The organism is Rhodoplanes tepidamans (assembly GCF_030813915.1).
Lineage (GTDB): Bacteria > Pseudomonadota > Alphaproteobacteria > Rhizobiales > Xanthobacteraceae > Rhodoplanes > Rhodoplanes tepidamans.
On sequence record NZ_JAUSUJ010000005.1, the window covers coordinates 16390 to 41873 of the forward strand.

Annotated in this window: 18 protein-coding genes and 1 pseudogene; 2 read left to right on the plus strand and 17 right to left on the minus strand. The window is 71.2% G+C overall.

The window, feature by feature from the left end:
- Positions 1 to 54: 54 nt before the first annotated feature.
- The 7 genes and pseudogenes from J2S22_RS07555 to J2S22_RS07585 form a co-directional block, all read right to left on the minus strand.
- On the minus strand, positions 55 to 3207 hold the full coding sequence (locus tag J2S22_RS07555; protein ID WP_272776673.1) for an efflux RND transporter permease subunit: 3153 nt from the start codon (positions 3205 to 3207) through the stop codon (positions 55 to 57).
- Positions 3204 to 4721, minus strand: coding sequence for an efflux RND transporter periplasmic adaptor subunit (locus J2S22_RS07560; RefSeq protein ID WP_370878185.1), 1518 nt, complete (start codon positions 4719 to 4721; stop codon positions 3204 to 3206). The genes J2S22_RS07555 and J2S22_RS07560 overlap by 4 nt, the downstream gene beginning before the upstream one ends.
- Positions 4688 to 6148 (minus strand): efflux transporter outer membrane subunit, encoded by a 1461-nt coding sequence (locus tag J2S22_RS07565; protein ID WP_272776671.1) that lies wholly within the window; start codon positions 6146 to 6148, stop codon positions 4688 to 4690. The genes J2S22_RS07560 and J2S22_RS07565 overlap by 34 nt, the downstream gene beginning before the upstream one ends.
- Before the next feature lie 389 nt (positions 6149 to 6537).
- Positions 6538 to 7017 (minus strand): bacterioferritin, encoded by a 480-nt coding sequence (gene bfr / locus J2S22_RS07570; protein WP_272776670.1) that lies wholly within the window; start codon positions 7015 to 7017, stop codon positions 6538 to 6540.
- A 526-nt stretch (positions 7018 to 7543) separates the two neighbouring features.
- Positions 7544 to 7738: pseudogene (locus tag J2S22_RS07575) on the minus strand ((2Fe-2S)-binding protein); the annotation flags it as partial.
- Between the two features lie 413 nt (positions 7739 to 8151).
- The gene (locus J2S22_RS07580) at positions 8152 to 8631 is read right to left on the minus strand and encodes a DUF6790 family protein (protein ID WP_272776669.1); all 480 of its coding nucleotides are present in this window, start codon (positions 8629 to 8631) and stop codon (positions 8152 to 8154) included.
- A gap of 49 nt (positions 8632 to 8680) precedes the next feature.
- Positions 8681 to 9814, minus strand: coding sequence for a TonB family protein (locus J2S22_RS07585; protein WP_272776668.1), 1134 nt, complete (start codon positions 9812 to 9814; stop codon positions 8681 to 8683).
- A gap of 107 nt (positions 9815 to 9921) precedes the next feature.
- On the opposite strand from J2S22_RS07585, the gene pcaB reads away from it, so the two are divergent.
- A complete protein-coding gene (gene pcaB, locus J2S22_RS07590; RefSeq protein WP_272776667.1) occupies positions 9922 to 11280 on the plus strand; it encodes a 3-carboxy-cis,cis-muconate cycloisomerase in 1359 nt (452 codons plus the stop codon).
- A gap of 61 nt (positions 11281 to 11341) precedes the next feature.
- On the opposite strand, the gene J2S22_RS07595 is transcribed toward pcaB, so the two are convergent.
- The 3 genes from J2S22_RS07595 to J2S22_RS07605 form a co-directional block, all read right to left on the minus strand.
- Positions 11342 to 11665 carry a hypothetical protein gene (locus J2S22_RS07595; RefSeq protein ID WP_272776666.1) on the minus strand — a complete coding sequence of 108 codons (324 nt, stop codon included), beginning with the start codon at positions 11663 to 11665 and terminating at the stop codon, positions 11342 to 11344.
- Between the two features lie 68 nt (positions 11666 to 11733).
- Positions 11734 to 11934 carry a hypothetical protein gene (locus J2S22_RS07600; protein WP_272776665.1) on the minus strand — a complete coding sequence of 67 codons (201 nt, stop codon included), beginning with the start codon at positions 11932 to 11934 and terminating at the stop codon, positions 11734 to 11736.
- Between the two features lie 35 nt (positions 11935 to 11969).
- Positions 11970 to 12167 carry a hypothetical protein gene (locus J2S22_RS07605; protein ID WP_272776664.1) on the minus strand — a complete coding sequence of 66 codons (198 nt, stop codon included), beginning with the start codon at positions 12165 to 12167 and terminating at the stop codon, positions 11970 to 11972.
- A gap of 736 nt (positions 12168 to 12903) precedes the next feature.
- On the opposite strand from J2S22_RS07605, the gene J2S22_RS07610 reads away from it, so the two are divergent.
- Positions 12904 to 13209 (plus strand): hypothetical protein, encoded by a 306-nt coding sequence (locus tag J2S22_RS07610; RefSeq protein ID WP_272776663.1) that lies wholly within the window; start codon positions 12904 to 12906, stop codon positions 13207 to 13209.
- A gap of 30 nt (positions 13210 to 13239) precedes the next feature.
- Here J2S22_RS07610 and J2S22_RS07615 read toward each other — a convergent pair whose 3' ends face one another.
- From J2S22_RS07615 to J2S22_RS07645, 7 genes are all read right to left on the minus strand, one after another.
- Positions 13240 to 15321 (minus strand): hypothetical protein, encoded by a 2082-nt coding sequence (locus J2S22_RS07615; protein WP_272776662.1) that lies wholly within the window; start codon positions 15319 to 15321, stop codon positions 13240 to 13242.
- Between the two features lie 145 nt (positions 15322 to 15466).
- A complete protein-coding gene (locus J2S22_RS07620) occupies positions 15467 to 17890 on the minus strand; it encodes a putative bifunctional diguanylate cyclase/phosphodiesterase (RefSeq protein WP_272776661.1) in 2424 nt (807 codons plus the stop codon).
- 100 nt (positions 17891 to 17990) lie between these two features.
- Positions 17991 to 19079 carry a DUF2336 domain-containing protein gene (locus tag J2S22_RS07625; protein WP_272776660.1) on the minus strand — a complete coding sequence of 363 codons (1089 nt, stop codon included), beginning with the start codon at positions 19077 to 19079 and terminating at the stop codon, positions 17991 to 17993.
- Between the two features lie 3 nt (positions 19080 to 19082).
- Complete coding sequence (locus tag J2S22_RS07630) at positions 19083 to 21848, minus strand: bifunctional diguanylate cyclase/phosphodiesterase (protein WP_272776659.1); 2766 nt, start codon at positions 21846 to 21848, stop codon at positions 19083 to 19085.
- Between the two features lie 160 nt (positions 21849 to 22008).
- Positions 22009 to 22959 (minus strand): type II secretion system F family protein, encoded by a 951-nt coding sequence (locus J2S22_RS07635; RefSeq protein ID WP_272776658.1) that lies wholly within the window; start codon positions 22957 to 22959, stop codon positions 22009 to 22011.
- A gap of 30 nt (positions 22960 to 22989) precedes the next feature.
- Entirely contained in the window at positions 22990 to 23955 is a 966-nt protein-coding gene (locus J2S22_RS07640; RefSeq protein WP_272776657.1) for a type II secretion system F family protein, read from the minus strand.
- Positions 23956 to 23968: 13 nt separating this feature from the next.
- Positions 23969 to 25396: a TadA family conjugal transfer-associated ATPase gene (locus tag J2S22_RS07645; protein ID WP_370878188.1), complete on the minus strand. Its 1428-nt coding sequence runs from the start codon at positions 25394 to 25396 to the stop codon at positions 23969 to 23971.
- Between the last annotated feature and the right edge of the window lie 88 nt (positions 25397 to 25484).

The following is a 25484-nucleotide window of genomic DNA, read 5'->3' on the forward strand; positions in this document are numbered from 1 at the left end:
CGCCCCGGAATGACCGGCCATATACTCCGCTCGCGCTCCGCTCTCTCATCGCCCCTACTCCGCCGGCCGCACGACGGCGGGGCCGGCGATGCGGGCGCGCAGGCGTTCCATCCAGAGGTAGATCACCGGCGTCGTGTAGAGCGTGAGAACCTGGCTCAGCAGCAGGCCGCCGATGATGGTGATGCCGAGCGGGAAGCGCAGCTCCGAGCCGGTGCCGCTCTCGACCGCCAGCGGCAGGGCGCCGAACAGCGCCGCCAGCGTCGTCATCATGATCGGGCGGAAGCGCAGCAGGCACGCCTTGACGATGGCGTCGCGCGGAGAGAGCCCCTCCTCGCGCTCGGCGTCGAGCGCGAAGTCGATCATCAGGATGGCGTTCTTCTTGACGATGCCCATCAGCAGGATGATGCCGATCAGCGCGATCACCGAGAGGTCCTGGCGGAACAGCATCAGGGCGAGCAGCGCGCCGACGCCGGCGGACGGCAGCGTCGACAGGATGGTCAGCGGGTGGATGTAGCTCTCGTAGAGCACACCCAGCACGATGTAGATCGCCACCACGGCGGCCAGGATCAGCCACGGCTCGCCGGCGAGCGACTTGGCGAACTCGGCGGCGTCGCCCGAATAGCTGCCCGTGATGGTGGCCGGCATGCCGATCGCGTGCTCGGCCTGCGTCACCGCCGCGACCGCGTCGGACAGCGAGGCGCCGGGCGCCAGGTTGAAGCTGACGGTGGCGGCCGGGAACTGCGCCTCGTGCATGATGGCGAGGGGCGCCGTGGTGCGCTCCAGCGTCGCCACCGCCGAGAGCGGCACCAGGCTGGTGGAGATCGACGGTGCCGTCGAGGTCGCCGAGGTCGAGCTGGTCACCGAGGTGGTCGTCGCCGTCGAGCCGACCGGCAGGAACAGCTTCGAGAGCGTCGTCGGATCGGTCTGGTACTCGGGCTTGGCCTCCAGGATCACCCGGTACTGGTTCGCCTGCGCGTAGATGGTCGAGATCTGGCGCTGCCCGAAGGCGTCGTAGAGCGTGTCGTTGATCGACTGCATCGGCACGCCGAGCCGGCCCGCCGCCTCGCGGTCGATGCGCACGAACAGCCGCAGCCCGCCATCCTGCGCCTCGGAGGCGACCTCGCGCATCCGCGGATCCTCGCGCAGCGCGGCGACCAGCCGGTCGGCCCAGCCGGACACGTCGGCCGAGTCCACCCCGGTGAGCGTGTACTGGTACTGGGCGCGGCTCGCCCGGGTGCCGATCTGGATGTCCTGCACGGGCTGGAAGTAGACGACCATGCCGGGGATCGGCGCGACCTCGCGCTTGAGCCGGTCGATCACCGCGTCGACGAAGTCGGGCCGCTCGCTGCGCGGCTTCAGCATCACCGAGAGCCGGCCGGCATTGGGCGTCGGGTTCATGGTCGAGACGCCGACCACCGAGACGACGCCGGTGACGTCGGGATCGCGGCGGATCGCCGTCACCACCTGGTCCTGCAGGCGCTGCATCTCGGCGAACGACACCTCGGGCCCGGCCTCGGTCACGGCCGTGATCATGCTGGTGTCCTGCAGCGGCAGGAAGCCCTTGGGGATCACGATGTAGAGCCACACCGTGGCGAGCAGCGTCAGGGCCGTCACCACGAGGGTCGCGACCTGCCGTTCCAGCACCCAGTCGAGGCTCCTGCGGTAGCCCTCGATGCTCGCCTCGACGAGGCGGTTGAAGGCGCGCCCGACGGCGCCGCCGCCGGCGTCGTGGCGGCGCAGCAGCCGCGCGCACATCATCGGCGTCAGCGTCAGCGACACCACGGCCGAGACCACGACCGCGATGGTCAGCGTCAGCGCGAACTCGCGGAACATGCGCCCGACGATCCCGGTCATGAACAGGAGCGGGATGAACACGGCGATCAGCGACACGGTCAGCGAGATCACCGTGAAGCCGATCTCGCGGGCGCCGTCGAGCGCCGCCTGGAGCGGCGGCTCGCCGTCCTCGACGTGGCGGACGATGTTCTCGATCATCACGATGGCGTCGTCGATGACGAAGCCGGTGCCGATGGTTAGCGCCATCAGCGACAGGTTGTTGAGGCTGAAGCCGCAGAACCACATCACCCCGAAGGTGGCGACCAGCGACAGCGGCAGGGCGACGCCGGCGATCACGGTCGCCCGGGCGCTGCGCAGGAACAAGAGCACCACCAGCACGACGAGGCCGATGGCGAGCACCAGGGTGAACTGCACGTCGCGCACCGAGGCCCGGATCGTGTCGGTGCGGTCGGAGACCACCGAGAGATCGACCCCGACCGGCATGGCGGCACGCAGCCGCGGCAGCTCGGTCATGATGCGGCGGACCGTCTCGATCACGTTGGCGCCGGGCTGGCGCTGGATGTCGATGACGACGGCGGGCTGCCCGTCGTACCAGCCGCCGACCTTGCTGTTCTCCAGCCCGTCGACCACGTCGGCGACGTCGCGCAGCAGCACCGGCGCGCCGTTGCGCCAGGCGATGATCTGGGCCCGGTAGGCCTCGGCGGCCTCCAGCTGGTCGTTGGCGGCGATCGTGTAGGACTGGTGGGCCCCGTCCAGCGAGCCCTTCGGTCCGGCCACGTTGGCGTTGATGATGGTGGCGCGGAGATCCTCCAGGGCGATCCCGTAGGCGGCGAGCCGCGCGAGATCCGCCTGGATGCGCACCGCGGGCTTGAGATTGCCCTGCACCGAGACGCGGCCGACGCCGCTCACCTCGGAGAGGCGCTGGGCGATCATGGTGTCGGCGAGATCGCTCATCGCCCGCAGCGGGATCGTCTTCGAGGTCAGCGCGATGGTGACGATCGGCGCGTCGGCCGGGTTCACCTTCGAGTAGGCGGGCGGATAGGGCAGGTTCCGCGGCAGCGTCGAGCCGGCCGCGTTGATGGCCGACTGCACGTCCTGGGCGGCGGCGTCGATGTCGCGGCCGAGGTCGAACTGCAGGGTGATCTGGCTGACCCCGTAGGAGCTCGACGAGACCATCTGGTCGAGCGCCGGGATCTGGCCGAACTGTCGCTCCAGCGGCGCCGTGACCAGCGACGCCATGGTGTCGGCCGAGGCGCCGGGCAGCCGCGTCGTCACCTGGACGGTGGGAAAGTCGACCTGCGGCAGCGAGGCGACCGGCAGCAGCCAGTAGCCGAGCAGTCCGCCGAGCATCACGGCGACGCCGAGCAGCGAGGTGGCGATCGGCCGCCGGATGAACGGCGTGGAGACGCTCATCGGACCGTGCTCCCGCCGGCTCCCTCGGTCCGTCGGCGCTGCTCTCCGGCGGCGCGCTGCGCGTCGCCCGGGTCCGTCGTGCCGGCGCTCGGCGGCGGCATCGCCGAGCCGGGGCCCGGGCCCGAGCCCTGCGCCTGGGGCTCGCCGCCCGAGCGGCGGCGTCCGCCCGGCGCCGCACCCGCCGGCGGTCCACCCGGGCCGGGCGCCGCCCCGGGCGATGCGCCCGGCGATGCGGCGTTGCCCGACACGGTCACCCGCTTGCCGTCGGCCAGCTGGGCGAAGCCGGTCGTCACCACCCGGTCGCCGGCCGAGAGGCCGGTGGCGATCACGGCGGTCGTGTCGTCCTGCTGGGTCACCGTGAGCGGCGTCACCGCGACCGCGTCGCCCTTCACCACATAGGCGAAGGGACCGTTCGGGCCGCGCTGCACGGCGGCGGTCGGCACCGTCACGACCTGCTTCAGCGTATCGACCAGGAGCTTGACGTTGACGAACTGGCCCGGCCAGAGCTGCAGGTCGGCATTAGGGAACTGGGCGCGCAGCTTCACGGTGCCGGTGGTCGAGTCCACTTGGTTGTCGATCACCTGGAGGACGCCGCGGTCGAGCACCGTGCGGTTGTCGGTGCCGAGCGCCAGCACGGGCAGCCGGTCCTCGGAGAAGGCCTTGTTGACCGTGGCGAGCTGCTGCTGCGGCAGCGTGAAGATCACCGAGATGGGCCGGATCTGGGTGATCACGACGAGGCCGGTGGTGTCGGTGGCCTTGACCAGGTTGCCGACGTCGACGAGCCGGATGCCGGTGCGGCCCGAGATCGGCGCGACCACCTTGGTGTAGTCGAGATAGGCCTTGGTGTTGTCGATCGCGGCCTGGTCGGCGTTCACCTGCGCCTCGAGCTGGGCCACGGTGGCGCGCTGGGTGTCGGCCTGCTGCTTGGTCGCGGCGTTCGACTGGGCGAGGCGCACGTAGCGCTCGAGGTCGAGCCGCGCATTGGCGAGCTGGGCCTCGTCCTGCGCCTTCTTGGCGACCGCCTGGTCGTACTGGGCCTGGTAGATGGTCGGGTCGATCTCGGCGAGCACGAAGCCGCGCTCGACGTCCTGGCCCTCGGTGAAGTTGAGCTTCAGGAGCTTGCCGTCGACCTGGCTGCGCACCGTGACGACGTTGAGGGCCCGGACCGTGCCGACGCCGTCGAAATAGACCGGCACGTCGGCCGTCTCGGCGGTCGCGGCCAGCACCGGCACGGCCATGTCGCGGCCGAAGCGTCCGCCCGGGCCGCCGCCTCCGCCGCCCCGCATCATGCCGGGCGGGCCGGGCGGCGCCCCTTCGCCGCCGCCGGGCTTGAAGCCGGTCTGCGTCACGATCAGCCAGGCGACGCCCGCCATCACGGCGAGCGTGATCAGATAGCCGAGAGCCGTGCGGCCGCGCCGACGCGGCCGCGTCGCCGGCTGCGGCTCGGCCGCGCCGTCGGTTCTCACGTCAGGTCCGCTGGTCACGCGGGATTGCCTCCGATGCGCGGCGGCCATCCGCCACCGAGCGCTTGGAACAGGCTCACGGCCGCCAGCATCCGGGCCAGTCGCACCTGGACGAGCGTGTCCTGGGCCGTGAACAGGGTCTGCTGCGTGTTGAGCACCGTGACGTAGTCCACGATGCCTTCGCGCAGCCGGGACTCGGAAATCTGGAACGCCTCCCGGGCGGTGCGCACCGCGACGGCCTGCAGGCGCTCGCGCTCGGTCTGCTGGTGCAGCGACACCAGGGCGCGCTCGACGTCGGCGAAGCCGTTGATCACCGCCTGCCGGTAGGTCTGCAGCAGCTCGAGCTGGCGCCCCTGCGTCTGCTCGAGCTGGCCCTGCAGGTTGCCGCCGTCGAAGATCGGCTGGGTGAGCGAGGCGGTCGCCGTGTAGAACCACGCGCCCGGGCCGAACAGGCTCGACAGCGCGGCGCTCTGCACGCCGTTCTGGGCGGTGAGGCCGATGGTCGGGAAGAAGCTCGCCCGCGCCGCCTCGACCGAGTGGTTGGCCGAGACGAGGCTCGCCTCGGCCGCGCGGATGTCGGGCCGCTGGTTGATCAGGTCCGACGGCAGGCCGATCGGGATGCGCGGCACCGCGACCTTGTCGAGCGTTCCGCCCTTGACGGCGAAGTGCTCGGGCGTGCGGCCGACCAGCACGGCGAGGTAGGCGGCGTTCTGCCGGATGGTGATCTCGTAGGCCGGCAGGTTGGCCCGCACGGTCGCGACCAGCGACTCCTGCTGCGACACGTCGAGGCTGTTGGCGGTGCCGGCGGCGAAGCGCTCCTTGATCAGCGCGAGGATGCGGCTCGACGCGGCGAGATTGTCGCGGCCGATGCGCAGCCGGTCCTGGGCGGCGAGCAGCTGGAAGTAGTAGGTCGCGACGTTGGCCATCGCGGTGAGGGCGACGGTGTCGCGGTCGAACCGCGTCGCCACCGCGGACTCCTGGGCGGCCAGCAGGGTCGCCCGGTTCCTGCCCCAGAAGTCGAGCTCGTAGCTCGCCGTCAGATAGGTCGTGTAGCTCGACCGCTCGCTGCTGACGCCGGAGCTCGTCGAGGCGCCGGCCGTGCGGGTGCGGGTGGCCGAGCCGGCCCCGGAGAGGCTCGGCAGCAGCGCCGAGCCGCTGATCCGGGCCTGGGCGTCGGCCTGCATGATGCGGGCGACCGCGGCGGCGATGTCGAGATTGGAGGTCTGCGCCTCCTCCATCAGCACGGTCAGCTCGCCCGACCGGAAGCCGCGCCACCAGTCGAGGCCGGGGCCCTGCTCGGCGCTGCCGCGGCCCTCCTTGTACTGGCGCGGGACGTCGAGCGCGAGCTCGGGCTTCTCGGTGTCGACGAAGCAGGCGCCCAGCAGCGGAGCGAGCGCGAGCAGGCACGCGATCGCGGTGGGACGTCCGGCCCGTCCGGACCCGGATCGTCCGCCCTCACAAGCCTCGCTCTGGTCCATGCTGCACATCGTCGTGGTCGGGTCGTCCGGGACGGGCGGAGTGGGATGGACGCGGCAAGGCCGATGCGCCGTGCGTCCAGTGAACAGTGGTCCGTCCGTAGTCGACCCCGTTTCAGGCAATTCTAAAGCCGGCCAGCGACGGGACCGTCATTACAAATACGACAGGAGCCCGGGATTCCTTCGTCCGGCCGAGGAATGGCGGAGCGCCGTTGCGGAAATGCGACAACGACGCACGGAGGCCGGGCGCCGGCGACGGCGGGGTTGCACGCCGACGCCGTCCCGGCGCCGCACCGGCCGCGACCGGTCCGAACGGAATATGGCCAGGCGCAGGCCCGGCCATATCGCGCGGCGGGCGCAGGCGCCCGCCGTGATCCCGGTCGATCGGCCGCTCAGTCCTCGAGCTTGCCGATGTGGTGCTGGGCGTAGAGCTCGAGCCCGAGCTTGGAGACGAGATCGAGCTGGGTCTCGAGGAAGTCGATATGGCCTTCCTCGTCCGCCATCAGCTCCTCGAACAGATTCTTGGAGGGGAAGTCCTGCACGCTCTGGCAGTAGGCGGCCGCCTCCTGGTAGAGGGCGCGGGCGCCCTGCTCGGCCGCGAGGTCGCATTCCAGGACCTCCTTGACGGTCTGGCCGATCTGCAGCGGGTCGAGCACCTGCATGTTGGGGAAGCCGTCGAGGAAGAGGATGCGGTCGACGAACTTGTCGGCGTGCTGCATTTCCTCGATCGATTCCGCGCGCCACTTCTTCGCCAGGTCGTTGTAGCCCCAGTTGGCGAGCATCCGGTAGTGCAGCCAGTACTGGTTGACCGCGGTGAGCTCGCTCCGCAGCCCCTTGTTCAAGTAGTCGATGACTTTGGCGTCGCCCTTCATCCTGCGTGCTCCGTTCCTGGCGCCGAGGGGCGCCCAGCGCTCCTTTGCGCGATTCTAAACTGGGGGAACCGAGGCACCAAAGCAAGGGCGCGATTGGCTCAAAAAAGAACCATCACGTTACCGGCAGGGCTGAATTCGTCCCGCCCCGGTGGCACCCACACCCCGTCTCCCGCGGTCAGTCGGCCGCGCCGTGCACCGGGTGGGGGTGGCCGAGCCGGGCGTGCCCGGAGCGCCCGGGCGCAGGATCGCGCGGGCCCGCCTGAGGGCCGGCCGGCGGGCGGCGGGTCGGGTGATCGTGCTCGTGGGCGAGGTCGGCCGCCGGATGCGCCTGCGGCGCGTGCCGCTCCGCATCGGACCCGTGCGCGGGGTGCGCATGCTCGTGATGCGCGTGATCATGGTGCGCATGATCATGGTGCGCATGGTCGTGATGCGCATGCGGGTGATCGTGGTGCGCGTGATCGTGGTGCGCGTGGTCGTGGTGGCTGTCGGCGTGATGATCGTGGTCGTGCGCGTCGCGGCCGCCGGCGGGACAGCAGGCGCAGTCCTTGGCGCAGGTCAGCAGCGCCTGGTCCATGATCTTGCGGATGGTGCGGGCGCAGCGGCCGCACTGGGCGCTGCAGCCGAGGCAGCCATAGACCTGGCTGGTCATCCGCGTGCCGCGCTCCGCCACCACGTCGCGAATCTGGCGGTCCGACAGGACATTGCAGGAACAGACGATCATGGCGGACGCGATTTCCCGTGGAGACGATCGACGAACGCAAGCGCGATCCTGAAATAGGGCAAGGTGGACTGGATTGCAAAAGAAAAACTCTCTTTTAAACCGTTCTAAGTGACGTGATTTCGAGAAATACTCCAGCATACGCAACACTAGCGGCCACGAGTTTGGACAATCTCCACCCCGAGAAGGACTCCAAAGTACAGGTCTAGTGCCACGCGGACCTCGACGACTCGACCTTTCTTCGTCTTGAATCCTTCAAGGCTTTACTTTCGCCGAGAGGACGGGGTCGGCCGCGGCGTGGCTGTTCCTGCGAGCGCGTCGCAGATTCGTCTGGCGGTTGTCTTGAACCGCACGCTCCGCCGGGCCCCGCCGGGGGCCTCCGGTCGAATACGTAAACAGTGTCGCAGCAACGATTTTCAGGCGCGGCGGCGGGCCAGGGCGAGCAGCAGCAGGAGCGCCAGCGGGGTGGCGATGTCGGTCACCAGGATGGGGCCGGCATTGCCGGGGGCGAGGTTGCCGGCCGTGACGATGTCGCGGACATGGCCGAGCGCCGCCCCGCCCAGGAAGGCGGCGACCATCAGGGCGGTGGCGAGCCGCGCCTCGAAGCCGCGGAAGGCCGCGTAGAGGCCGGCCAGCCCGATGCCCAGATTGGCGACCCCGACCTCGTACTGGAACGGGCTCGGCGCCCAGCCGATCGACGCCGCCGCCTCGGCCGGGAAAGCGATGTGCCCGAGCGCCCCCCACAGGCCCATCAGCCCGACCGGGAACACCAGGATCCAGCGCAGCAGGACGTCGACGACGGCGACGGCGTGCAGCGGCCGCGGACGACGAGCGACGACGAGGGCGGCGAGGACGAGGGCGGCGAGCCAGCTCGCCACCGGGACGATCGACACCATGGGGGGGCCTCCGGGTCGCGCGCGCGGCCCGGGCCCGCCGCGGCGGCGCTCAGTGTATGCCGAAACGGATCGGCTGGGTGAAGCCGCGGCCATGCCCGTCGGGCGGCGCCGGGAACGGCGAGGCGCGCCGCACGACCTCGACGCTCTCCCGGTCGAGGTGCGGATTTCCGCTGCCGCGCAAGAGGGTTACCCCGGTCACCCGGCCGCCGCCGTCGAGCGTGAAGCGCACCGTGGCGGTGCCGCCCTGGCCCTGCGAGCGGGCCTCGGCCGGATAGCGCTTGTGGCGCGCCAGATGGGCGGCGACCAGCCCCGGATAGTTCGAATGCGCGTCGGAGCGGCCGATCCCGATGCCGCTCGACCCGGCCGACGGGGCGGCGACCGCGACCCGCGTCTCGGTGCCCGCGCGCCCGCGCGGCTTGGCCGCCGATGGCTTGGCGACCTTCGGCTTCGGCGGCCGCACGGGGACCGGCTCGGTCTGAACCGTCGGTGCCGCCTGCGGTTTTTCCGGCGGCGCCGGCACGGCGGCCGTCTCGGCGGCCGGCATCTCGGTGGTCAGCACCCGCTCGACCGGAGCCGGCGGGGGCGGCTGCTCGGCCGGCTGCTCGACCGCCGTCTCGGCGGGCGGCGGCGCTTCGGCGGTCGCGACCGGCTCCTGCGGCGGCTCCTGCGGCGCTTCCGGCGGCGGCGCGGTCTCGGGCCCGTCGGGCGGACCGGCCGGGGTCGCCGCGGCGGACGATTCGGCCTCCTCCGGGCCCGGGGTGGCGGCGGTGCCGGCGGCGCTGTCGGCGCCCAGCACCAGCTCGACCGACACGGATTCGACCCCGATGCTGGCGAGCGGCGTCACCGGCCGATCGAACAGGGCGTAGAGCGCCGCATGGGCGGCGATCGACGCCGCGAGCGTGCCGATCAGCAGGCCGGTGCGCGACGGGTGCCGCCACAGCGGCGCCGGACGATGCGCCTCGGCGACCGCCGCCGGTGCGGCGGCCGTGTCGGTGCCGGCTGGCCGGCGAAACGGAACGATGTTGTCGCCCTCGGGCAGCGGCACGTCGACCGCCCGGCCGGGCGGCGGCGCCGGCCGGACCTCCGGCGGCGCGCGCAGGTCGGGCGCCGAGCCGGCACCGGCCGGACGCGGCCGGAGATCCGACGCTACGGGCGAGACTTGGGGCGACGACACTTGGGGCATGGAGCTGCTTCGTACGGACCGTTAGTCTACCGTATCCGCCAAGTCCGTGACACCGGTATGCCGGCCCGCCGTTCCCGACCGGCCCTGCCCCGCCGCCGAAGGACCCCATGCCCGCCACCGCCATCGACTCGATGATCCTGCGCGACGTCTTCGCCACCACCGCGATGCGCCGGATCTTCTCCGACGAGCACCGGCTGAAGCTCTATCTCGACATCGAGTCGGCACTCGCCCGGGTGCAGGCGGAGCTCGGCGTCATTCCGGCCGCGGCGGCCGAGGAGATCGCACGTCATTGCGCCGTCGACGAATTCGACCTGGAGAAGCTCAAGCGCGACACCGAGCGCATCGGTGCCCCGGTGCAGCCCGTGGTCGCGCAGCTGACGGCACTGTGCCGCGACGACCTCGGCCAGTGGTGCCACTACGGCGCCACCACCCAGGACATCATGGACACGGCGACGGCGCTGCAGATGCGCGCCGCCTTCGCGATGATCGACGCCGAGCTCGCCGACATCGCCGAGGCGCTGGCGGATCTCGCCGGCGGCCACCGCGACACCGTGATGGCGGCACGCAGCCAGCTCCAGCACGCCATCCCGACCACGTTCGGCTTCAAGATGGCGGGCGTGCTCGCCGCCGTGCTGCGCGACCGGGCGCGTCTCGCCCAGCTCTCGCCGCGCGTGCTGGTCGGCCAGTTCGGCGGCGCCGTGGGGACGCTCGCCTCGCTCGGCGACAAGGGGCCGGCCGTGCACGCCGCCCTGATGGCGGAGCTCGGGCTCGCCGCCCCGGAAATCGCCTGGCACACGGCGCGCGACCGCGTCGCCGAGGCCGGCGCCTTCCTGGCGCTCGCCACCGGCACCTGCGGCAAGCTCGCCCGCGACGTGACGCTCCTGATGCAGACCGAGGTCGCCGAGGCGGCCGAGGCCGCGGCGCCCGGCCGCGGCTCGTCCAGCACCATGCCGCAGAAGCGCAATCCGGTGTCCTCGGTGATGATCCAGGCGGCCGTGCCGGTGGTGCGCCAGCTCGCCGGCACGCTGTTCGAGGCGATGGTTGAGGATCACGAGCGGGCGAGCGGCGCCTGGCAGATCGAGTGGATCGTGGTGCCGGAGATCTTTTGTCTCGCCGCCGGCGTCCTCGCCCACACCCGCGCCCTGGTGAGCGGCCTGACCGTCGATGCCGGCCGGATGCGGAGCAATCTCGGCATCACCAACGGGCTGGTGACCGCGGAAGCCGTCGCCATGGGGCTCGCGCCCGTGATGGGCCGGGCGACGGCCCATCACCTCGTCGCCGAGCTGTCGCGCGAGGCGCTGAAGAGCGGGCGTGCGCTCGCCGATCTCCTGAAGGAGAGCGAGGCGGTGACCCGGCATCTCGATCCCGACGCCATCGACCAGCTCTGCGATCCGGCGAACTACACCGGGTCGGCGGGCGCCGCCGTCGACCGGGTGCTGGCGCTGCACGCGGCACGCGACGCCTGAGCCGGCCGGGCCGCATCGGCGAGCCGCGCCTGCGTCGGCCGCGCTCGCCTCGCACGCGAGATCAGGCGACCGGCTCCCCGGACGGGGCGAGCGGCGCCACGGCGGCCGCCCCGTGCTCCGCCGGAACGGCCGGTGGCTTCTCGGCACGACCGGTAGGCTGCCGGAATCCGATCGCCTCCAGCGCCTGCGCGCACAGCCTGGCGGGATCCCGCTCCCCCTCGGTCGCCCGGGTCATGATGTGCATGGCTGCGGCGGCCTTCACGAGCGTGAGCGCCTGACCGCAGTGGAGGGTGCCGCAGACCCTCTCGAAGGCCTCCTCCATGGCCGCGATGGTCGCCCGATCGAAGCGAGAGGACGTCCACAGGCCGGGCGTCGTGATGGACATGGGCTTCCTGCTTTCTCTCGACAGCCGGCCGTGGCGGCGGATCAGGGGACATGCATTCGCATCCGCGATCACGACGTCCGCGGGCGCTCCTTCAGGACGAACAGCAGGTGATGGCCGGACTGCCAGTCGGCCATGACATGCCCGCACACCTCGCAACACACGCCGCTGCGGTCCTGCACCGCCGTCTCCTCGATGCGCACCGCATACAAGGCGCCGCAGCTCTCGCACGTGAACTCACCGCCGATGGCGGTGTCACGGGTCTCGGCCATGGTCGATCCGCCGGCTTCCGAGGCCGCGCAGCCCGTCAGCGGCGCATCACCTCGATCTCGCTCTCCCTGACGACCCGCTCGCAGACCTCGCGGCCGCTCTTGATGCGGTACTGAAAGTCGCCGTCCGTGTAAGGAAGCTGACGAACGATCTCCCACGGCCCTTCGGTGACCTGGCGATGGAGCATTCCGCCGAGAAGGCGCACGTTCTGTCCGGGACGAAACTTGTGATTCATGTCGTCACTCCACAACCGGCATGTCCACGGATGTCGTCCGGCCATGCCGGCACCGGCGACACCTCCAGCGATGCAGCGTGCCCGAAGAGACGGGTCCGAAGACGAGACACGTGTCCGACGGTGTCCTCCGCCGACGATGTCCTCCGCTTCGACACAATCCGGCCGGATCGGAACCACCGGCGCCGCACCACCGGCTGCCTGCGACATTCGACAGACGAGAATCCGGACACGGGACGGTCCGGAGAAACGATCGACCGGACGATCGACCAAGCACCGCGCCGCCGTCGATCGTGGCGCGCGAGACTGCACGAGCGGTCGATCCCGTGAGAACCCCAGTCCTCGATCGGGGTCCGGCCCGAATGAACGTCACCTCGGCGCCCCGGGATGGCTGGAGCGCGATCGGTTCCTCGTCCCGCGGCGCAGTCGGAGCGCGCCGCCAGTCGCCTCAATGTGGGGGTTCGGCAGGCGAACGTCGAGGCCTTTCTCCGGAATTGGCACCCGACCCGTCACTCGGCGGTATCGGGTGCCGGCGACATCTTCTTATGCGTTATTTGATCCAGATCAGGACTGCGGCCGTACTTTGCTGTTGGAAGGCGGATGTCGGGGGCAATGTCCCAGTGGGCGCAGGATCTTGTCGGTCGCACGGGGCGCCGACAGCCGAGAGCCGGGCCGCCGACCCGAAGGCCGCACGAGCATCGAACATTCGTCTCGCGGGTCGCCGACCGGAGAACGCACCATGCCGCTCCCGCCGGAGCTTCGACACGCAGCGGTCATCCGGGACGAGATGGAAGCGCTGTCGACGCTCGACCGCGCTCTGTCGATGTCGGGCTGCACGGTCCGCGACGCCAACCTGCTGCGCGGCCTGCTGCTCGCCAAGGCGGCCGTGATCGCCGTGAACCGAACGACCGGCGAGGTGGTGGTCGGGTTCCACCGCATCGAAAGCCCCCAGCGCCGGCGCTGGTTCACGCTCGGCGACGGCGGCATGAACTTCGTCTGGGAGAGCGACGGCGAAACCGCCGTCCCCGAACCGCCGCTGCAGTGACGGCGCCCGGCGGCCTCCCGAGCGGCACTCTCAGTCGACGTAGAGCTTGACCTCGTTCAGGCCGCCGCCGGCGCCGCGGAACGACAGCACCTCGAGACGCACCGCATCGCTCGACGGCACCGGCGGGTCGAGCGTGCGCTCGGTCCACCAGGGAAACGGCGCGAGCGCGAGCTCGACGGTGCGGACCGGCCGTCCACCCTGGAGGAAGACGGCACGGATCCGCTCGGTCGCGCGGTCCGCCGCTCCCCCGTTGCGGGTGCCGAGGAGGGCGAGCCGGCGCACCGGGCTCGGCGCCCGGAACGTGATGGTCAGCACCCCGGGCGTGCCGGCCGGCGCCAGCCAGTGATCGTCGCAGATCTCGAACACGCTGCGGTCGTCGACCGCGGCAGCCGGATGCGCGGGGTCCGCCGCCTCGCCCTCCACCCGGGCGACGGCGACGAGGCTCGCCTCCAGGCGCGCCAGCCGGTCGCGCCGCAGGTAGAGCCGCGGACAGCGCTCCGGCGGCACGACTCGCGAGGCGAGCACGAACTCCTCGGCCAGGACCGCCGCGAAGGCCGGGAAGGACGCCACGCCCTGCCGCGCCGGGTCGGTGAAGCCGAACGCGCCCGGCGACACCACGTCGACCACGATGTCGGGCCGGCGGCGGGCGAAATCCGCCATGAAGCGGTCGCGGAAGTAGGGCTGCAGCGCCGTGTCGTAGACCTGGTTCTCGCTGGTGGCGTCGCGGGTCGCCGGCGGCAGCGCATTATCGACGTGGCACTCGGCCCGCCACCCCCAGCACACGATGGCCTCGTCGGCGGCCGGCCGCAGCCAGCGCAGCGCCCGTGGCGCCTCGAACGGCTTCGCCGTCAGGAAGACCTCGCCCGGCCCGGCCCGATAGGCGGCGAGATAGGCCGCCTGCCAGCGGCCGCCGGCCAGCCCCGGCCCGGCGCAGGCGATGGCGAGCGCCGCCACGGCCAGCCCCCGCCGGACCGACGCGGCCGTCCGGTCGAGCAGGACCGACGCCGCGAGCGCGGCGGCGACCGCCAGGGCCGGCACGGCGAGCAACAGATAATGGTCGCTGAGCCGGCGCGGCGTTTCGATGGCGAGCACGGTGGCGGGCGCGAGCACCAGCAGCAGGAGCGCGGCCCGGCGCTGCAGCGACGTCGTGCGCGGCCTGTCGCGCAGGACGAGGCGGACCATCGCAGCGAGGCCGAGGATCGCGGTGCCTATCATCAGGGCGAGCACCGCCGGATTGCGCCACAGCAGCGCCGCGAGCGCCGACGGGCCCGGCGGCCCGGCCCGCAGCACCTGCTGGAGGACGGCGCTTCTGAAGGCATCGTCGAGCCCGCCGGCGAGCCCGACCGGCACCAGGATCACGGCGGCCGGGATCAGGGCCGCCGCGGCGAGCCCGGCCGCCCGGCCGACGCGGTCCGTCATGGTGGCCGCCGTGGCGGCGCCGGCCCAGAGGACGAACAGCCCGACCGCGGCGGCCAGCGGGACCGCCTGCGGCTTGGCGAACGGCACTGCCCCGAGCACCACGGCGGCGGCCGCCAGCGAGAGGCCCCCCGCGCCCGTGGTGCCGCACGCCAGCAGCGCGAGCGCCACGGCCACCAGGGTGATCGGCAGCGTCTCGCTGGAGTAATGGACGAAGTCCGGCCCCAGGGCCGACCCGAAGAAGAGAACCACGGGTACGGTCGCCAGCATGGCGCCGGCGAGCCCGGCGAGCCGGCGGGCCGCCGCGAACAGGCCCGCGATGGTGAGGCAGGTCAGAGCGGCTGCGGTGAGGCGGCCGGAATAGAGGGTGATGTCGCCGCCGAACAGGCGCGGCCAGGTCAGCACCATGCCGGCGAGCGGCCCCGAGGTGGTCGGATCGGCGACCGTCCAGTCGAGCCAGCCGAAGGAGGCCCGGAGCGCGTTGGCGGCGAACAGTGCCTCGTCGGGATTGAGCACCGGATCGTAGGCGAAGACGGTCGCCCGCACCGCGACCACCAGGACGACGCTCGCACCCAGGAAGGCGCCCGCGATGCGCCGGTCGCGCCCGCCCGGATCGGGCCGGGGCCGGCCGGCCGCGGCGATCAGCAGCGCCGCGACCAGGAGCCAGACGAGCCGACAGACGTCGAGGACGGACATGGGCGGCTGCGGGTACGGGCGATCCCGGGCGAGCGACACGAGCCACCGGCGCGGCGACCCTGTCGATCCGGCGGGCGACGACCCAACCGATACGATCGACCGCCCCGTCGCGCAACCGTCGTGCGGCGAGCCGCGGGGACGGCGATCAGGCCGGATGGGCGCGCTTCGGCCGGCGGACGGCCGGCGTCGCACGCGGCCGCGACGGCCCCACCGCGGTGGCCGTCAGGGCCTTCAGCCGCGACAGCTCGTAGCTCGCCACGAAGGCGGCGATCTCGTCGGCGGGCAGCGGCCGGCTGAACAGGTAGCCCTGGATCTGGTCGCACCCGCGCGCGCGCAGGAAAGCCTCCTGCGCCTCGGTCTCGACCCCCTCGGCCACGATGGCGACGTCGAGTGCCTTTCCGAGCGCCAGGATCGCCTCCGCGATCGCCGCATCGTCGGGATTGTCGAGGACGTCGCGGATGAACGAGCTGTCGATCTTGATCGTGTCCACCGGGAACTGCTTGACCAGCGCCATCGACGAGTAGCCGGTGCCGAAGTCGTCGATCGCCAGGTGGACGCCGCGCTCGCGCAGCGCCGTCAGGAGCGGCAGGGTCCGCTCGAAGTTCTCGACCACCACGGTCTCGGTGATCTCGAGCTCGAGCAGATCGGGCCGCAGCCCCGACTGGGCGAGCGCCGCCTCGATGTCGGCGAGCAGCGACTCGTCGGCGAACTGGCGCGGCGACAGGTTGACGGCGACCCGCAGCGGCGCGAGCCCCTGGTTCTGCCACGCCACCGCCTGGGCGCAGGCCGTCGCCAGCACCCAGCGGCCGATCGGGACGATCAGCCCGGTCTCCTCGGCGAGCGGGACGAAGCGGGCCGGCGACACGAGGCCGAGGGCCGGATGGCGCCAGCGCACCAGCGCCTCGATCCCGGAGATGTCCCCGGTCGCGATCCGGCGCTTGGGCTGATAGTGCAGCACCAGCTCGTTTCGCTCCAGCGCGCCGCGCAGGCCGGTCTCCAGCACCAGCCGCTCGAAGGAGCGGCGCTCGATGACGGGCGAGAACAGGCGGAAGCAGCCGCGGCCCTCCTCCTTGGCGAGATACATGGCGGCGTCGGCGTTGCGGGCCAGAGTCTCCGCGTCGTGACCGTCGGTCGGATAGAACGCCCCGCCGATGCTGACCGAGATCCGGCACTCCTGGTCGAGCACCACGATCGGGGCGGCGACGGCCGCCAGGATGGCGCGGGCGACCTCGGCGACCCCGTCCGCGTCGGAGACGCTGCGCAGCAGCACCAGGAACTCGTCGCCGCCGAGCCGGGAGACCACGTCGTCGGCGCCGACGCAGCTGGCGAGCCGGGTCGCGACCTCCTTCAGGAGCAGGTCGCCGGCGGCATGCCCCAGCGTATCGTTGATGTACTTGAAGCGGTCGAGATCGAGGAACAGCACGGCGAAGCGCCGCCGGCCGGCGCGGGCGACGACCTCGTCCAGGGTGCGGCCGAACAGGGCGCGGTTGGGCAGCCCGGTCAGCTCGTCGTGGGTGGCGAGCCACTCGGCCCGGGCGACGGCCCGCTCGCGCTCGGTGACGTCCTCGAACAGCACGACGGCGCCGCCGTCGGCGATCGGCCATTGCGACAGCAGGATGGTGCGATCGCCGGCGATCGCCATGGTGGAGCTGCTCGGGGCGCCCCCGGCGAGCCGGCCCTCGAAGAAGGCCGTCATCTCGGCGGCGTCTCGCCCCGGATGGTTGCCGGCCCCGATGCTGCGCGCCAGCATCTCGCGGACCGTCATGCCGGGCCGGAACGTGCCCGGCGGCAGCCTGTAGATCTCGCACAGGCGGGTGTTGCTGACCACCAGCCGACCGCGGCGGTCGAACATGCACAGGCCGTGCGACATGTTGCTCAGCGCCGCCTCGAACCGCATGTTCTGGTCGGCGAGCGAGCGCGCCAGCGCGCTCTTCTCGCGCTGCTCGAGCAGATGGCGCAGGCTGCGCCGGCCGAGTGTGACGGCGAGCTCCACCGCGGCCGCCAGATAGAGCAGCGTGACGACGGCGAAGATCTGATACGCGGCGCCGCCGTGCAGCAGCGCGCCGAGCGCGATCGGCACGAGGGTGAGGACGATCTGGACGATCGCCACCGGCGGCCGGCCGGCATTGCGAGCCGTCGCACCGGCCGTGTAGCCTATGGTGGCGGCGTCGGCCAGGAGATGGACGACCGGATCGTCGACGGCGAGGCTGGCGGCGAGGCAGAGCAGCCCGAGCAGGGCCGCGAAGGACCAGGCGCCGGCCACCCACAGGGTCTCCCAGCGGCGCACGGTCTGGACCGTGCTGTGCGGCCCGATCGGAGCACGCCGATAAGCCAGCACGAGCCACAGCCGGGCGGCCGCGACGAGCGCCAGCGTAACGGAGACGGCGGTCAGCCAGGCGCTGCCGGTCCGCAGGCTGACGACGGCGCCGATCAGGACGCTGCTCCCCCACCCCAGCATCAGGGAGGGCAACGGCGTGTAGAGCCCGGCGATCAGCTCGGCATGAACGTCGGCGGGCAACCGCTTCCGCCCGTGGCCGCCGAACAGCTTCCTCCCTGCCGTTACCTGCATTCCCGCCACCCCGGACTCCGAGGGAGGTAGCCTATGCAAGGATCTCTAAGAATTTCTCTCCGAACGGCATCGTCGCACGGCGGCACGGCGCGGCGCCCCGTCAGCCCTGGGCCTGGGCGGCACGCCCGCGCAGGCGGAGGAACTGCACGGCCTTGCGGGCGGTCTCCGGCCGCAGCTTGGTATAAGCGGTGAGATACTCGTTGCTGCGGACGAGCGCGCCGCCGTCGCGCAGGCGCAGGATGGTCTTGGTGGTGTTCCACGACAGGCCGATCGCCTTGGCGAGCAGGATGACCAGGTCGCCGCGCGGCTGCACCATCGCGCGCTCGCAGGCGTCGACCGGCAGGTCGGACATCTCGGCGAGCGCCACCGTGGTCTCGTCGAAACGGCCGGTGGCGGCGAACTCGCGGATCTTCACCTCGTCGAGGGCGCCGCAGCGGCGCAGCTCGGCGACGGCGCGGCGCGCCTCGGTGTAGTCGCCGGACTGCCGCCGCACCGAGGCCTGCACACGTCCGGCGACGTCGGACAGCATCTCGCGCAAGACCTTGCCGCTCTGGCCCTCGACCGTCTCGAGGGTGCGGCGCACGTTCTCCGAGGCGACCGTGAAGAGCTTGAGGAGGTGCTGGCGCGGGATGTCGCGGCGGACCCATACGCCCGCGGCCAGCGCGTCGTCGTCCTTGGAGCGCTCGACCAGCATGCCGTGGCCGTGCTCGGAGAAGCGCACGCCGGCATTGGCCACCGTGGACAGGGCGACGGCGCGGTCCCCGCGCGTGACCAGCACGTCGGACACCGCCTCGCTGACCACGGCCCGCTTCGAGATGGCGAGCAGATGCGCCTGGCTGGCGGTGCTGGCGGTCTCGACCAGCGTTTCCTCGCCGAGCCGTTCCGAGCCGGCGAGGACCGGACCGGCGACGTCGATCGCCTCGTCGCGGGCGAGCATGCGCACGAGCGTCCTGGGCGCGTTCGGCACGGCGGCCAGCCGCTGCGCCAGGACGGCGCGCATCGAGGTCTCCATCTCGCCGATCAGCCGCACCATCACGTCGTCGAACAGCGCGACCTCCTCCTCGTCGTACTCGGCGGCGCGGCCGAGGAACAGGTCGGCGATGCGCCGCAGCGCCTCGGCCCGGTAGCCGATCGCACGGTTGGAGAGCGCCTCCTCGAGCTCCTCGATGATGGTGCGGTTCTCTCTCATGGGTCAGGCCGACCGGACCATGGCGGCGTCCGCCGCGGGGGCGGCGCCCGGCGCGGGGGCGGCGACCAGCGCCGTCGCGGGCGCCGGCCGCCCGACCAGATAGCCCTGCACCTGATCGACGCCGGCGGCCCGCAGGAGCCGCAGCTGCGTCTCCGTCTCGACCCCCTCGGCGACCGTGACCATGTCGAGCGAACGGCCGAGATTGACGATGGCGCACACGATGGCACCGCAACCGTCCCGGGCCAGGAGATCGCGGGTGAAGCAGCGGTCGATCTTGAGCTTGTCGAACGGGAAGGTGGTCAGGTAGCTGAGCGACGAGTAGCCGGTGCCGAAGTCGTCGAGCGCGATGGACACACCGAGATTCTTGAGCTGATGCAGGGTGGAGACGTGATCGGCCTCCCATTCCAGGAGGACCCGCTCGGTGATCTCGATCTCCAGCCGCTCCGGCGGCAGCCCGGAGTCGACCAGGGCGCACATGATCACGTCGAGCAGGTTGGTCTTGCGGAACTGGACGGGCGAGATGTTGACCGCGACCGTGGCGTCGTCCGGCCAGGTCGCCGCCTCGGCACAGGCGGTCTGCAGGATCCATTCGCCGAGAGCTCCGACGAGCCCGGTGTCCTCGGCCATGGCGATGAAGCGGTCCGGCGCGATCAGGCCCTCGTCGGGATGGTTCCAGCGGATCAGCGCCTCGCGACCGACGAGCCGCCGTGTCCCCGCCTCGACGATCGGCTGGTAGTGGAGCTCGAACTCGCCGCGGGCCAGCCCGGCCCGGAAGTCGATCTCCAGCCGGTGGCGCTCGTCCGCCTCGGCCGCCATCGAGGTGTCGAAGAAGGCGAAGCCGTTCCGGCCGTTGCCCTTGATGGCATAGAGCGCGAGGTCAGCCTTCTTCATCAGCTCGTCGGCCCGCGTTGCGTCCTTCGGAGCCATGGCGATGCCGATGCTGGCACCGACCGAGACCTTGGTCCCGTCGATGTCGAACGGCTCGTCGACGAGATCGACGATCCGGCTCGCCAGCACGACGGCGCTCTCGTGCATCGCCTCGCTCCAGTCGCCCCCCGGTGCGAAGTCGCGCGGCGGCGACTGGATGACGGCGAACTCGTCGCCGCCGAGCCGCGCCAGCACGTCGTCGGCGCGCAACGCCTTCTGCAGGCGGCCGGCGATCTCCTTCAGCACGATGTCGCCGGCGGCGTGACCGAGCGTGTCGTTGACGGGCTTGAAGCGGTCGAGGTCGAGCATCAGGACCGTGAACGGCCTCTCCTCGGCCTCCAGACGCCGGCGCGCCGTCGCCATCTGCTCGAGGAAATGCGAACGGTTGGCGACGCCGGTCAGCAGGTCGCTGTGGGCGAGCCGTCGGATCTTCTCCTCCGCCTGCCGGCGATCGGTGACGTCCTCGTGGGTCGACAGCCAGCCGCCACCCTCCATCGGCTGGTTGGCGACCAGGATCGTGCGGCCGTTGCCGAGGGTGAACTCGTGACTCGATACGCTGCCGCTCGTGGTGCGCTCGCGTATGGCGCGCGTCACCTTCTCGATCGACTCAGGTCGATCACGCAGGTCGGCGCAGGCGGCGATCACGGCGTAGAGCGGTGTGCCCGGCACGGTGTCGCCGGACGGGATGCCGTAGATCTCGCGGTAGCGCTCGTTGCACACCACCAGGCAGGCGCTCCGGTCGAACATCGCGAGTCCCTGGGTCATGTTGTTGAGGGCCGCGTCGAAGCGCTGGTTCTGGAGCTGCAGCGCGGCCTGATGGGCGAGCAGCTCGGCGTGCTCGCGGACCAGCGCCTGCGACTTCTCGGCGAGCGACGCCTCCGAGGCGCTGGTGCGACGATACTGCCGGACCATCAGGACCAGCAGACCGGTCGCGGCCACCAGGAAGGCCAGCGTCGCGGCGCCCACCACCAGCGAGCGCTGGCGCCAGGGCGCCAGGACGTCGGCCTCCTCCACCGAGACGTTCACGACGAACGGATAACCGTCCAGCGGCTGCACGGCGACCCAGCGGGGGCGCCCGTCGAACAGCCCCCACGACCAGTAGGTGCCGCCCCCGTTGGCCACCACGTCGTGCCAGGGGGAGTTCAGCGGAACGATCGTACCGGTGCGGCTCTCGGAATCGGGATAGCGGATGAACACCCGCCCGTCGGCGCGCGCGAAGGTGAACACCTGCCGGTTCAACCGCTCGACCGGCCGGTACACCCGCGCGAAGTAATCCATCGCGAGGCTGACATAGACGATGCCGAGGAACCTTCCGTCCGCGCCGTTCAGGCGGCGGGCCAGGACCAGCGTCTGGGCCCCGTTGATGCGGCTCCTCACCGGCAACGGGGTGCTCAGGCGATCGTCGTCGTGGGCCTGGAGATCGAGGAAGTACTCGCGGTCTGAGAGATCGAGGTCCGGCGTCGGCCAGCGCGCCGTCGTCAGGACAACCCTGCCGACGCTGTCCGTCACCGTGATGCCGAACGCCTGCGACAGGTGCGCGAGCCGCTCCAGCATGAGAAGTCGAAACGCCTGCGGGTCGGGAATGGCGGGGGCATCGTGGCCGGGCGCCTGCACGTCGGTGGACAGCCGGGCCTGCAGCTCGCGCAGGACGATGTCCACCGCCTGGATCGAGCTGGTGAGCTGCCCTGCCAGGACCACGGCGACGTTCTGCACCTCGCGCAGGCCACCGCGGACCTCGTGCTCACGGTCGACATAGAGGGCGACGCCCACCCCGCCGGTCGCCAGTCCGAGCACCAGCACGGCGGCGGCAGACAAGGCCCGGAACGTCCATGATCGGGACATGAGGCGGGTCGCGAGGCTGTACGGGAACGACGGGAACGAGGTGCGGAAGCGAGCCGCATCATGCCGGCGGAAGTGCTAAGGATTCATGCAATGCCTGCAGGAAACCGCACGCAGCGACGTAGTACTTCAGCATTAGCAACAAGGCGAGACGTCGCGTCGTTCAGTACGCGCCCATCTTCACGCGCACATAGACGGGCAGCAGGATGACGACGAACAGCACCGGAAACACGCAGATCATCAGGGGCACGGACAGCTTCACGGGCAGGCTGTAGGCCTTCTCCTCGGCGAGCGACAGGCGCTTGTGGCGCATGTCCTCGCTGTACACGCGCAAGGCGTCCGTGATGCTGGAGCCGAGCTCGTCGGACTGCTGGATCAGCGTCGCGAAGGAGCGCACCTCCTCCAGCCCGAGGCGGTCGCCGAAATGCTCCAGCGCCTCGGTGAGGGTGCGGCCCGCCCGGATCTCGAGATTGGTGATGTGGATGTTCTGGGCGAGCGCCGGGTAGGAATCGGCGAGCTCGCGGCCGACGCGCTCGAGCGCGCCTTCCATGCCGAGCCCGGCGTCGGCGCAGACGACCAGCAGATCCATGAAGTCCGGGAAGCCGGTGCGATACTCGTCGCGCCGCTGCCTGACGATGCGGTCGAGCGCCAGGCTCGGACCGAGATAGCCGGCCAGTCCGGCGACCCCGACCAGCCCCCAGAACGACGAGGCGCCGGCGTCCATCACGGTCGGCAGCAGCGCGAAGGCGAGGCCGCCGAGGCCGACCGCGAGACCGCCGCGCAGCACGAAAAACAGGCCGACGGCGCGCGGATCGAAGATCCCGGCCTGCACCAGACGGGCGCGCAGCAGCTTCATGTTGCCGGTGTCGAGGCTCGCATAATGCCTGGTGGTGTAGTCGACGAGCTTCTGCACGGCCTCGACGCTGGCCTGGCGGAACGAGCGGCGGCCGCCGCTCTCGGCCAGGCTGCCGCCGCCGACGATCCCGGCGGCGCGCCGCTTGACCGCGCCGCGCACCCGCACCACCGCCATCACGCCGAACGCCGCCGCGGTCGCCGCCACGAACACGAAGGCGGTGATCAGCAGGTCGGTGTTCTGGGCGATCAGCGTGTCCATGCGGCGGGCCGGCTCCGTGCGGTGTCGCGATCAGATCTTGAAGTTGACCATGCGGAACATCAGCAGGTTCCCGATGAGCATCCAGGCGCCGGCGACGCCGAGACCGAACTTGGTCAGGTCGTACTTCCACACGCTGCCGTAGAAGTCCGGAGACACCACCTGGACGATGAAGAACATGCCAATCGGCAGCGCCGACAGCAGCATCGCCGACATCTTGCCTTCCGCGGCGAGCGCCTTGACCTTGCGCCGCATCTTGAAGCGGTCGCGGATCACCGAGGAGAGGTTCTCCAGGATCTCGCCGAGATTGCCGCCGGTAGAGCCCTGGATCGCCACCGCGGTGACGAACAGCGGCAGGTCGTCCTGCCCGACCCGGTAGAACAGGTTGCGCATGGCGGTCTCGAGATCGGCCCCGTAGGTGATCTCGTCGGCGACGATGCCGAACTCGGTACCGATCGGATCGGGCAGCTCGCGCGCCACCATGGTGACGGCGATCGGCACCGGATGGCCGGCCCTGAGGCTCCGCACGATGATGTCGATGGCGTGGGAGAACTGGGCGCCGAACTGCTTCTGCCGGCGCGAGCGGAGCACCTTCAGCGCCAGGATCGGACCGAGCGCGAGCGTGGCGAGCGTCGCCGGAATCGCCTCGACCATGCTGTTGCGGAGGGTCAGGACGGCGCCGAACACGACCACGCCGGCGAACAGCGTGTAGATCACCAGCCGGGTGATGCCGCCCGACATGCCGGACTGCAGCAGCAGCCGGTTGAACGACATGATCGGCAGCGTGAGGTCGCCGCCCGAGGTGAGGCCGCGCTCGCGGCGGAGCTGGATCAGGATGCTCTCGCGGTCGGGCGTGTCGGCGAGCAGCGCCAGCCGGCGGTTGACCCGCTTGCGGTAGGAGGCCGCCGAGAAGAACAGCAGATAGGCGCCCTCGCCGAACATGATCGCCGAGGCGGCGGCCAGCGCGTAGATCATGTAGACGGGATCGATGTCGGGCATGGCGGTCAACCGGTCACAGCGGATGGCCCGGATCGAAGTAGCTCGACGGGATCTTGATGCCCTTGGCGGTCAGCTCGGTCAGCACACGCGGGCGCACGCCGGTGGCGACGAAATGGCCCTGCACGGTGCCGTCCTCGAGCGTCGCGGTGCGGACGAACTTGAAGATCTCCTGCATCTGGATGATGTCGCCCTCCATGCCGGTGATCTCGGCGATGCTCATCACCTTGCGCTTGCCGTCGGAGAGGCGCGAGAGCTGGACGATGATGCGGATGGCGGCGGCGATCTGGCCGCGCACCGAGGCGATGGTCATCGGTAGCCCGGCCATGCCGATCATCTGCTCGAGGCGGGAGATCGCCTCGCGCGGATTGTTGGCGTGGATGGTGGCCATCGAGCCCTCGTGGCCGGTGTTCATGGCCTGCAGCATGTCGAACGCCTCCTCGCCGCGGCACTCGCCGAGGATGATGCGTTCGGGCCGCATGCGCAGTGCGTTCTTGACGAGGTCGCGCTGGCGGATCTCGCCCTTTCCCTCGACGTTGGGCGGCCGCGTCTCCATGCGGGCGACGTGCGGCTGCTGGAGCTGCAGCTCGGCGGCGTCCTCGATGGTGATCAGCCGCTCCTTGTCGGAGATGAAGGCCGAGAGCGCGTTCAGCATCGTCGTCTTGCCGGAGCCGGTGCCGCCCGAGATGATGGTCGTCACGCGGGCCTTGACCAGCGCGGCGAGCAGCTCGGCCATCTGCGGCCGCAGCGCTCCGACGTCGACGAGCTTGCTCAGGTGGAGCGGCTTCTTGGAGAACTTGCGGATCGACACCAGCGGGCCGTCCACCGCGACCGGCCGGATCGCCACGTTGACGCGGGAGCCGTCGAGCAGGCGGGCGTCGCAGAGCGGATGGGATTCGTCGACCCGCCGGCCGACTGCCGAGACGATCTTGTTGACGATGCGCAGGAGATGCGTCTCGTCCTTGAAGCGCACCGCGGTCGGCTCCAGCATGCCGCCGCGCTCGACATAGACGCATTCGTGGCCGTTGATCAGGATGTCGCTGATCGAGGCGTCCTTGAGCAGCGGCTCGATCGGCCCGAGCCCGGTCATCTCGTCGAGGATCTCGGTGACGAAGTCGGCGAGCTCCTGGGTGTTGAGCGCCAGCCGCTCGACCAGCACGTACTGCGCGACGAGCTGCTGGATGTGCTTGCGGATCTCGTCCTCGGGCAGCTTCTCGAGCGCCTGGAGGTTGATCTCCTCGATCAGCCGGCGATGCAGCCGCACCTTGGCGTCGAGCAGCTTCTCGCGAAGCACCGGGTTCGCCGGGGCGACGGAGGGGGCCGGCGCGGGCGGCGGCGGTGGGGACGGCGGCGGCGGGGCGAGCGCCGCGGCCGCCTCCGGCGCGCCTTCGGGGAAGACGGTCCAGGCGATGCCGTCCGGCGCGGCCGCGGTCTCGTCGGGCATCGCCGGCTCGACCGGCGGCGACGGTACCTTGCGGAAGCTGAAACGTCCGGCCATGGCCCCTCTCGTCACCTCGTCGTCGTGCCGCCCG

What these genes read in the sequence shown, in the direction of transcription:
- J2S22_RS07555 (WP_272776673.1), bottom strand. Translation starts at nt 3,207, where the DNA reads ATGAGCGTCTCCACGCCGTTCATCCGGCGGCCGATCGCCACCTCGCTG.
- J2S22_RS07560 (WP_370878185.1), bottom strand. Translation starts at nt 4,721, where the DNA reads ATGGCCGCCGCGCATCGGAGGCAATCCCGCGTGACCAGCGGACCTGAC.
- J2S22_RS07565 (WP_272776671.1), bottom strand. Translation starts at nt 6,148, where the DNA reads ATGGACCAGAGCGAGGCTTGTGAGGGCGGACGATCCGGGTCCGGACGG.
- bfr (WP_272776670.1), bottom strand. Translation starts at nt 7,017, where the DNA reads ATGAAGGGCGACGCCAAAGTCATCGACTACTTGAACAAGGGGCTGCGG.
- J2S22_RS07580 (WP_272776669.1), bottom strand. Translation starts at nt 8,631, where the DNA reads ATGGTGTCGATCGTCCCGGTGGCGAGCTGGCTCGCCGCCCTCGTCCTC.
- J2S22_RS07585 (WP_272776668.1), bottom strand. Translation starts at nt 9,814, where the DNA reads ATGCCCCAAGTGTCGTCGCCCCAAGTCTCGCCCGTAGCGTCGGATCTC.
- pcaB (WP_272776667.1), top strand. Translation starts at nt 9,922, where the DNA reads ATGCCCGCCACCGCCATCGACTCGATGATCCTGCGCGACGTCTTCGCC.
- J2S22_RS07595 (WP_272776666.1), bottom strand. Translation starts at nt 11,665, where the DNA reads ATGTCCATCACGACGCCCGGCCTGTGGACGTCCTCTCGCTTCGATCGG.
- J2S22_RS07600 (WP_272776665.1), bottom strand. Translation starts at nt 11,934, where the DNA reads ATGGCCGAGACCCGTGACACCGCCATCGGCGGTGAGTTCACGTGCGAG.
- J2S22_RS07605 (WP_272776664.1), bottom strand. Translation starts at nt 12,167, where the DNA reads ATGAATCACAAGTTTCGTCCCGGACAGAACGTGCGCCTTCTCGGCGGA.
- J2S22_RS07610 (WP_272776663.1), top strand. Translation starts at nt 12,904, where the DNA reads ATGCCGCTCCCGCCGGAGCTTCGACACGCAGCGGTCATCCGGGACGAG.
- J2S22_RS07615 (WP_272776662.1), bottom strand. Translation starts at nt 15,321, where the DNA reads ATGTCCGTCCTCGACGTCTGTCGGCTCGTCTGGCTCCTGGTCGCGGCG.
- J2S22_RS07620 (WP_272776661.1), bottom strand. Translation starts at nt 17,890, where the DNA reads ATGCAGGTAACGGCAGGGAGGAAGCTGTTCGGCGGCCACGGGCGGAAG.
- J2S22_RS07625 (WP_272776660.1), bottom strand. Translation starts at nt 19,079, where the DNA reads ATGAGAGAGAACCGCACCATCATCGAGGAGCTCGAGGAGGCGCTCTCC.
- J2S22_RS07630 (WP_272776659.1), bottom strand. Translation starts at nt 21,848, where the DNA reads ATGTCCCGATCATGGACGTTCCGGGCCTTGTCTGCCGCCGCCGTGCTG.
- J2S22_RS07635 (WP_272776658.1), bottom strand. Translation starts at nt 22,959, where the DNA reads ATGGACACGCTGATCGCCCAGAACACCGACCTGCTGATCACCGCCTTC.
- J2S22_RS07640 (WP_272776657.1), bottom strand. Translation starts at nt 23,955, where the DNA reads ATGCCCGACATCGATCCCGTCTACATGATCTACGCGCTGGCCGCCGCC.
- J2S22_RS07645 (WP_370878188.1), bottom strand. Translation starts at nt 25,396, where the DNA reads ATGCCCGACGAGACCGCGGCCGCGCCGGACGGCATCGCCTGGACCGTC.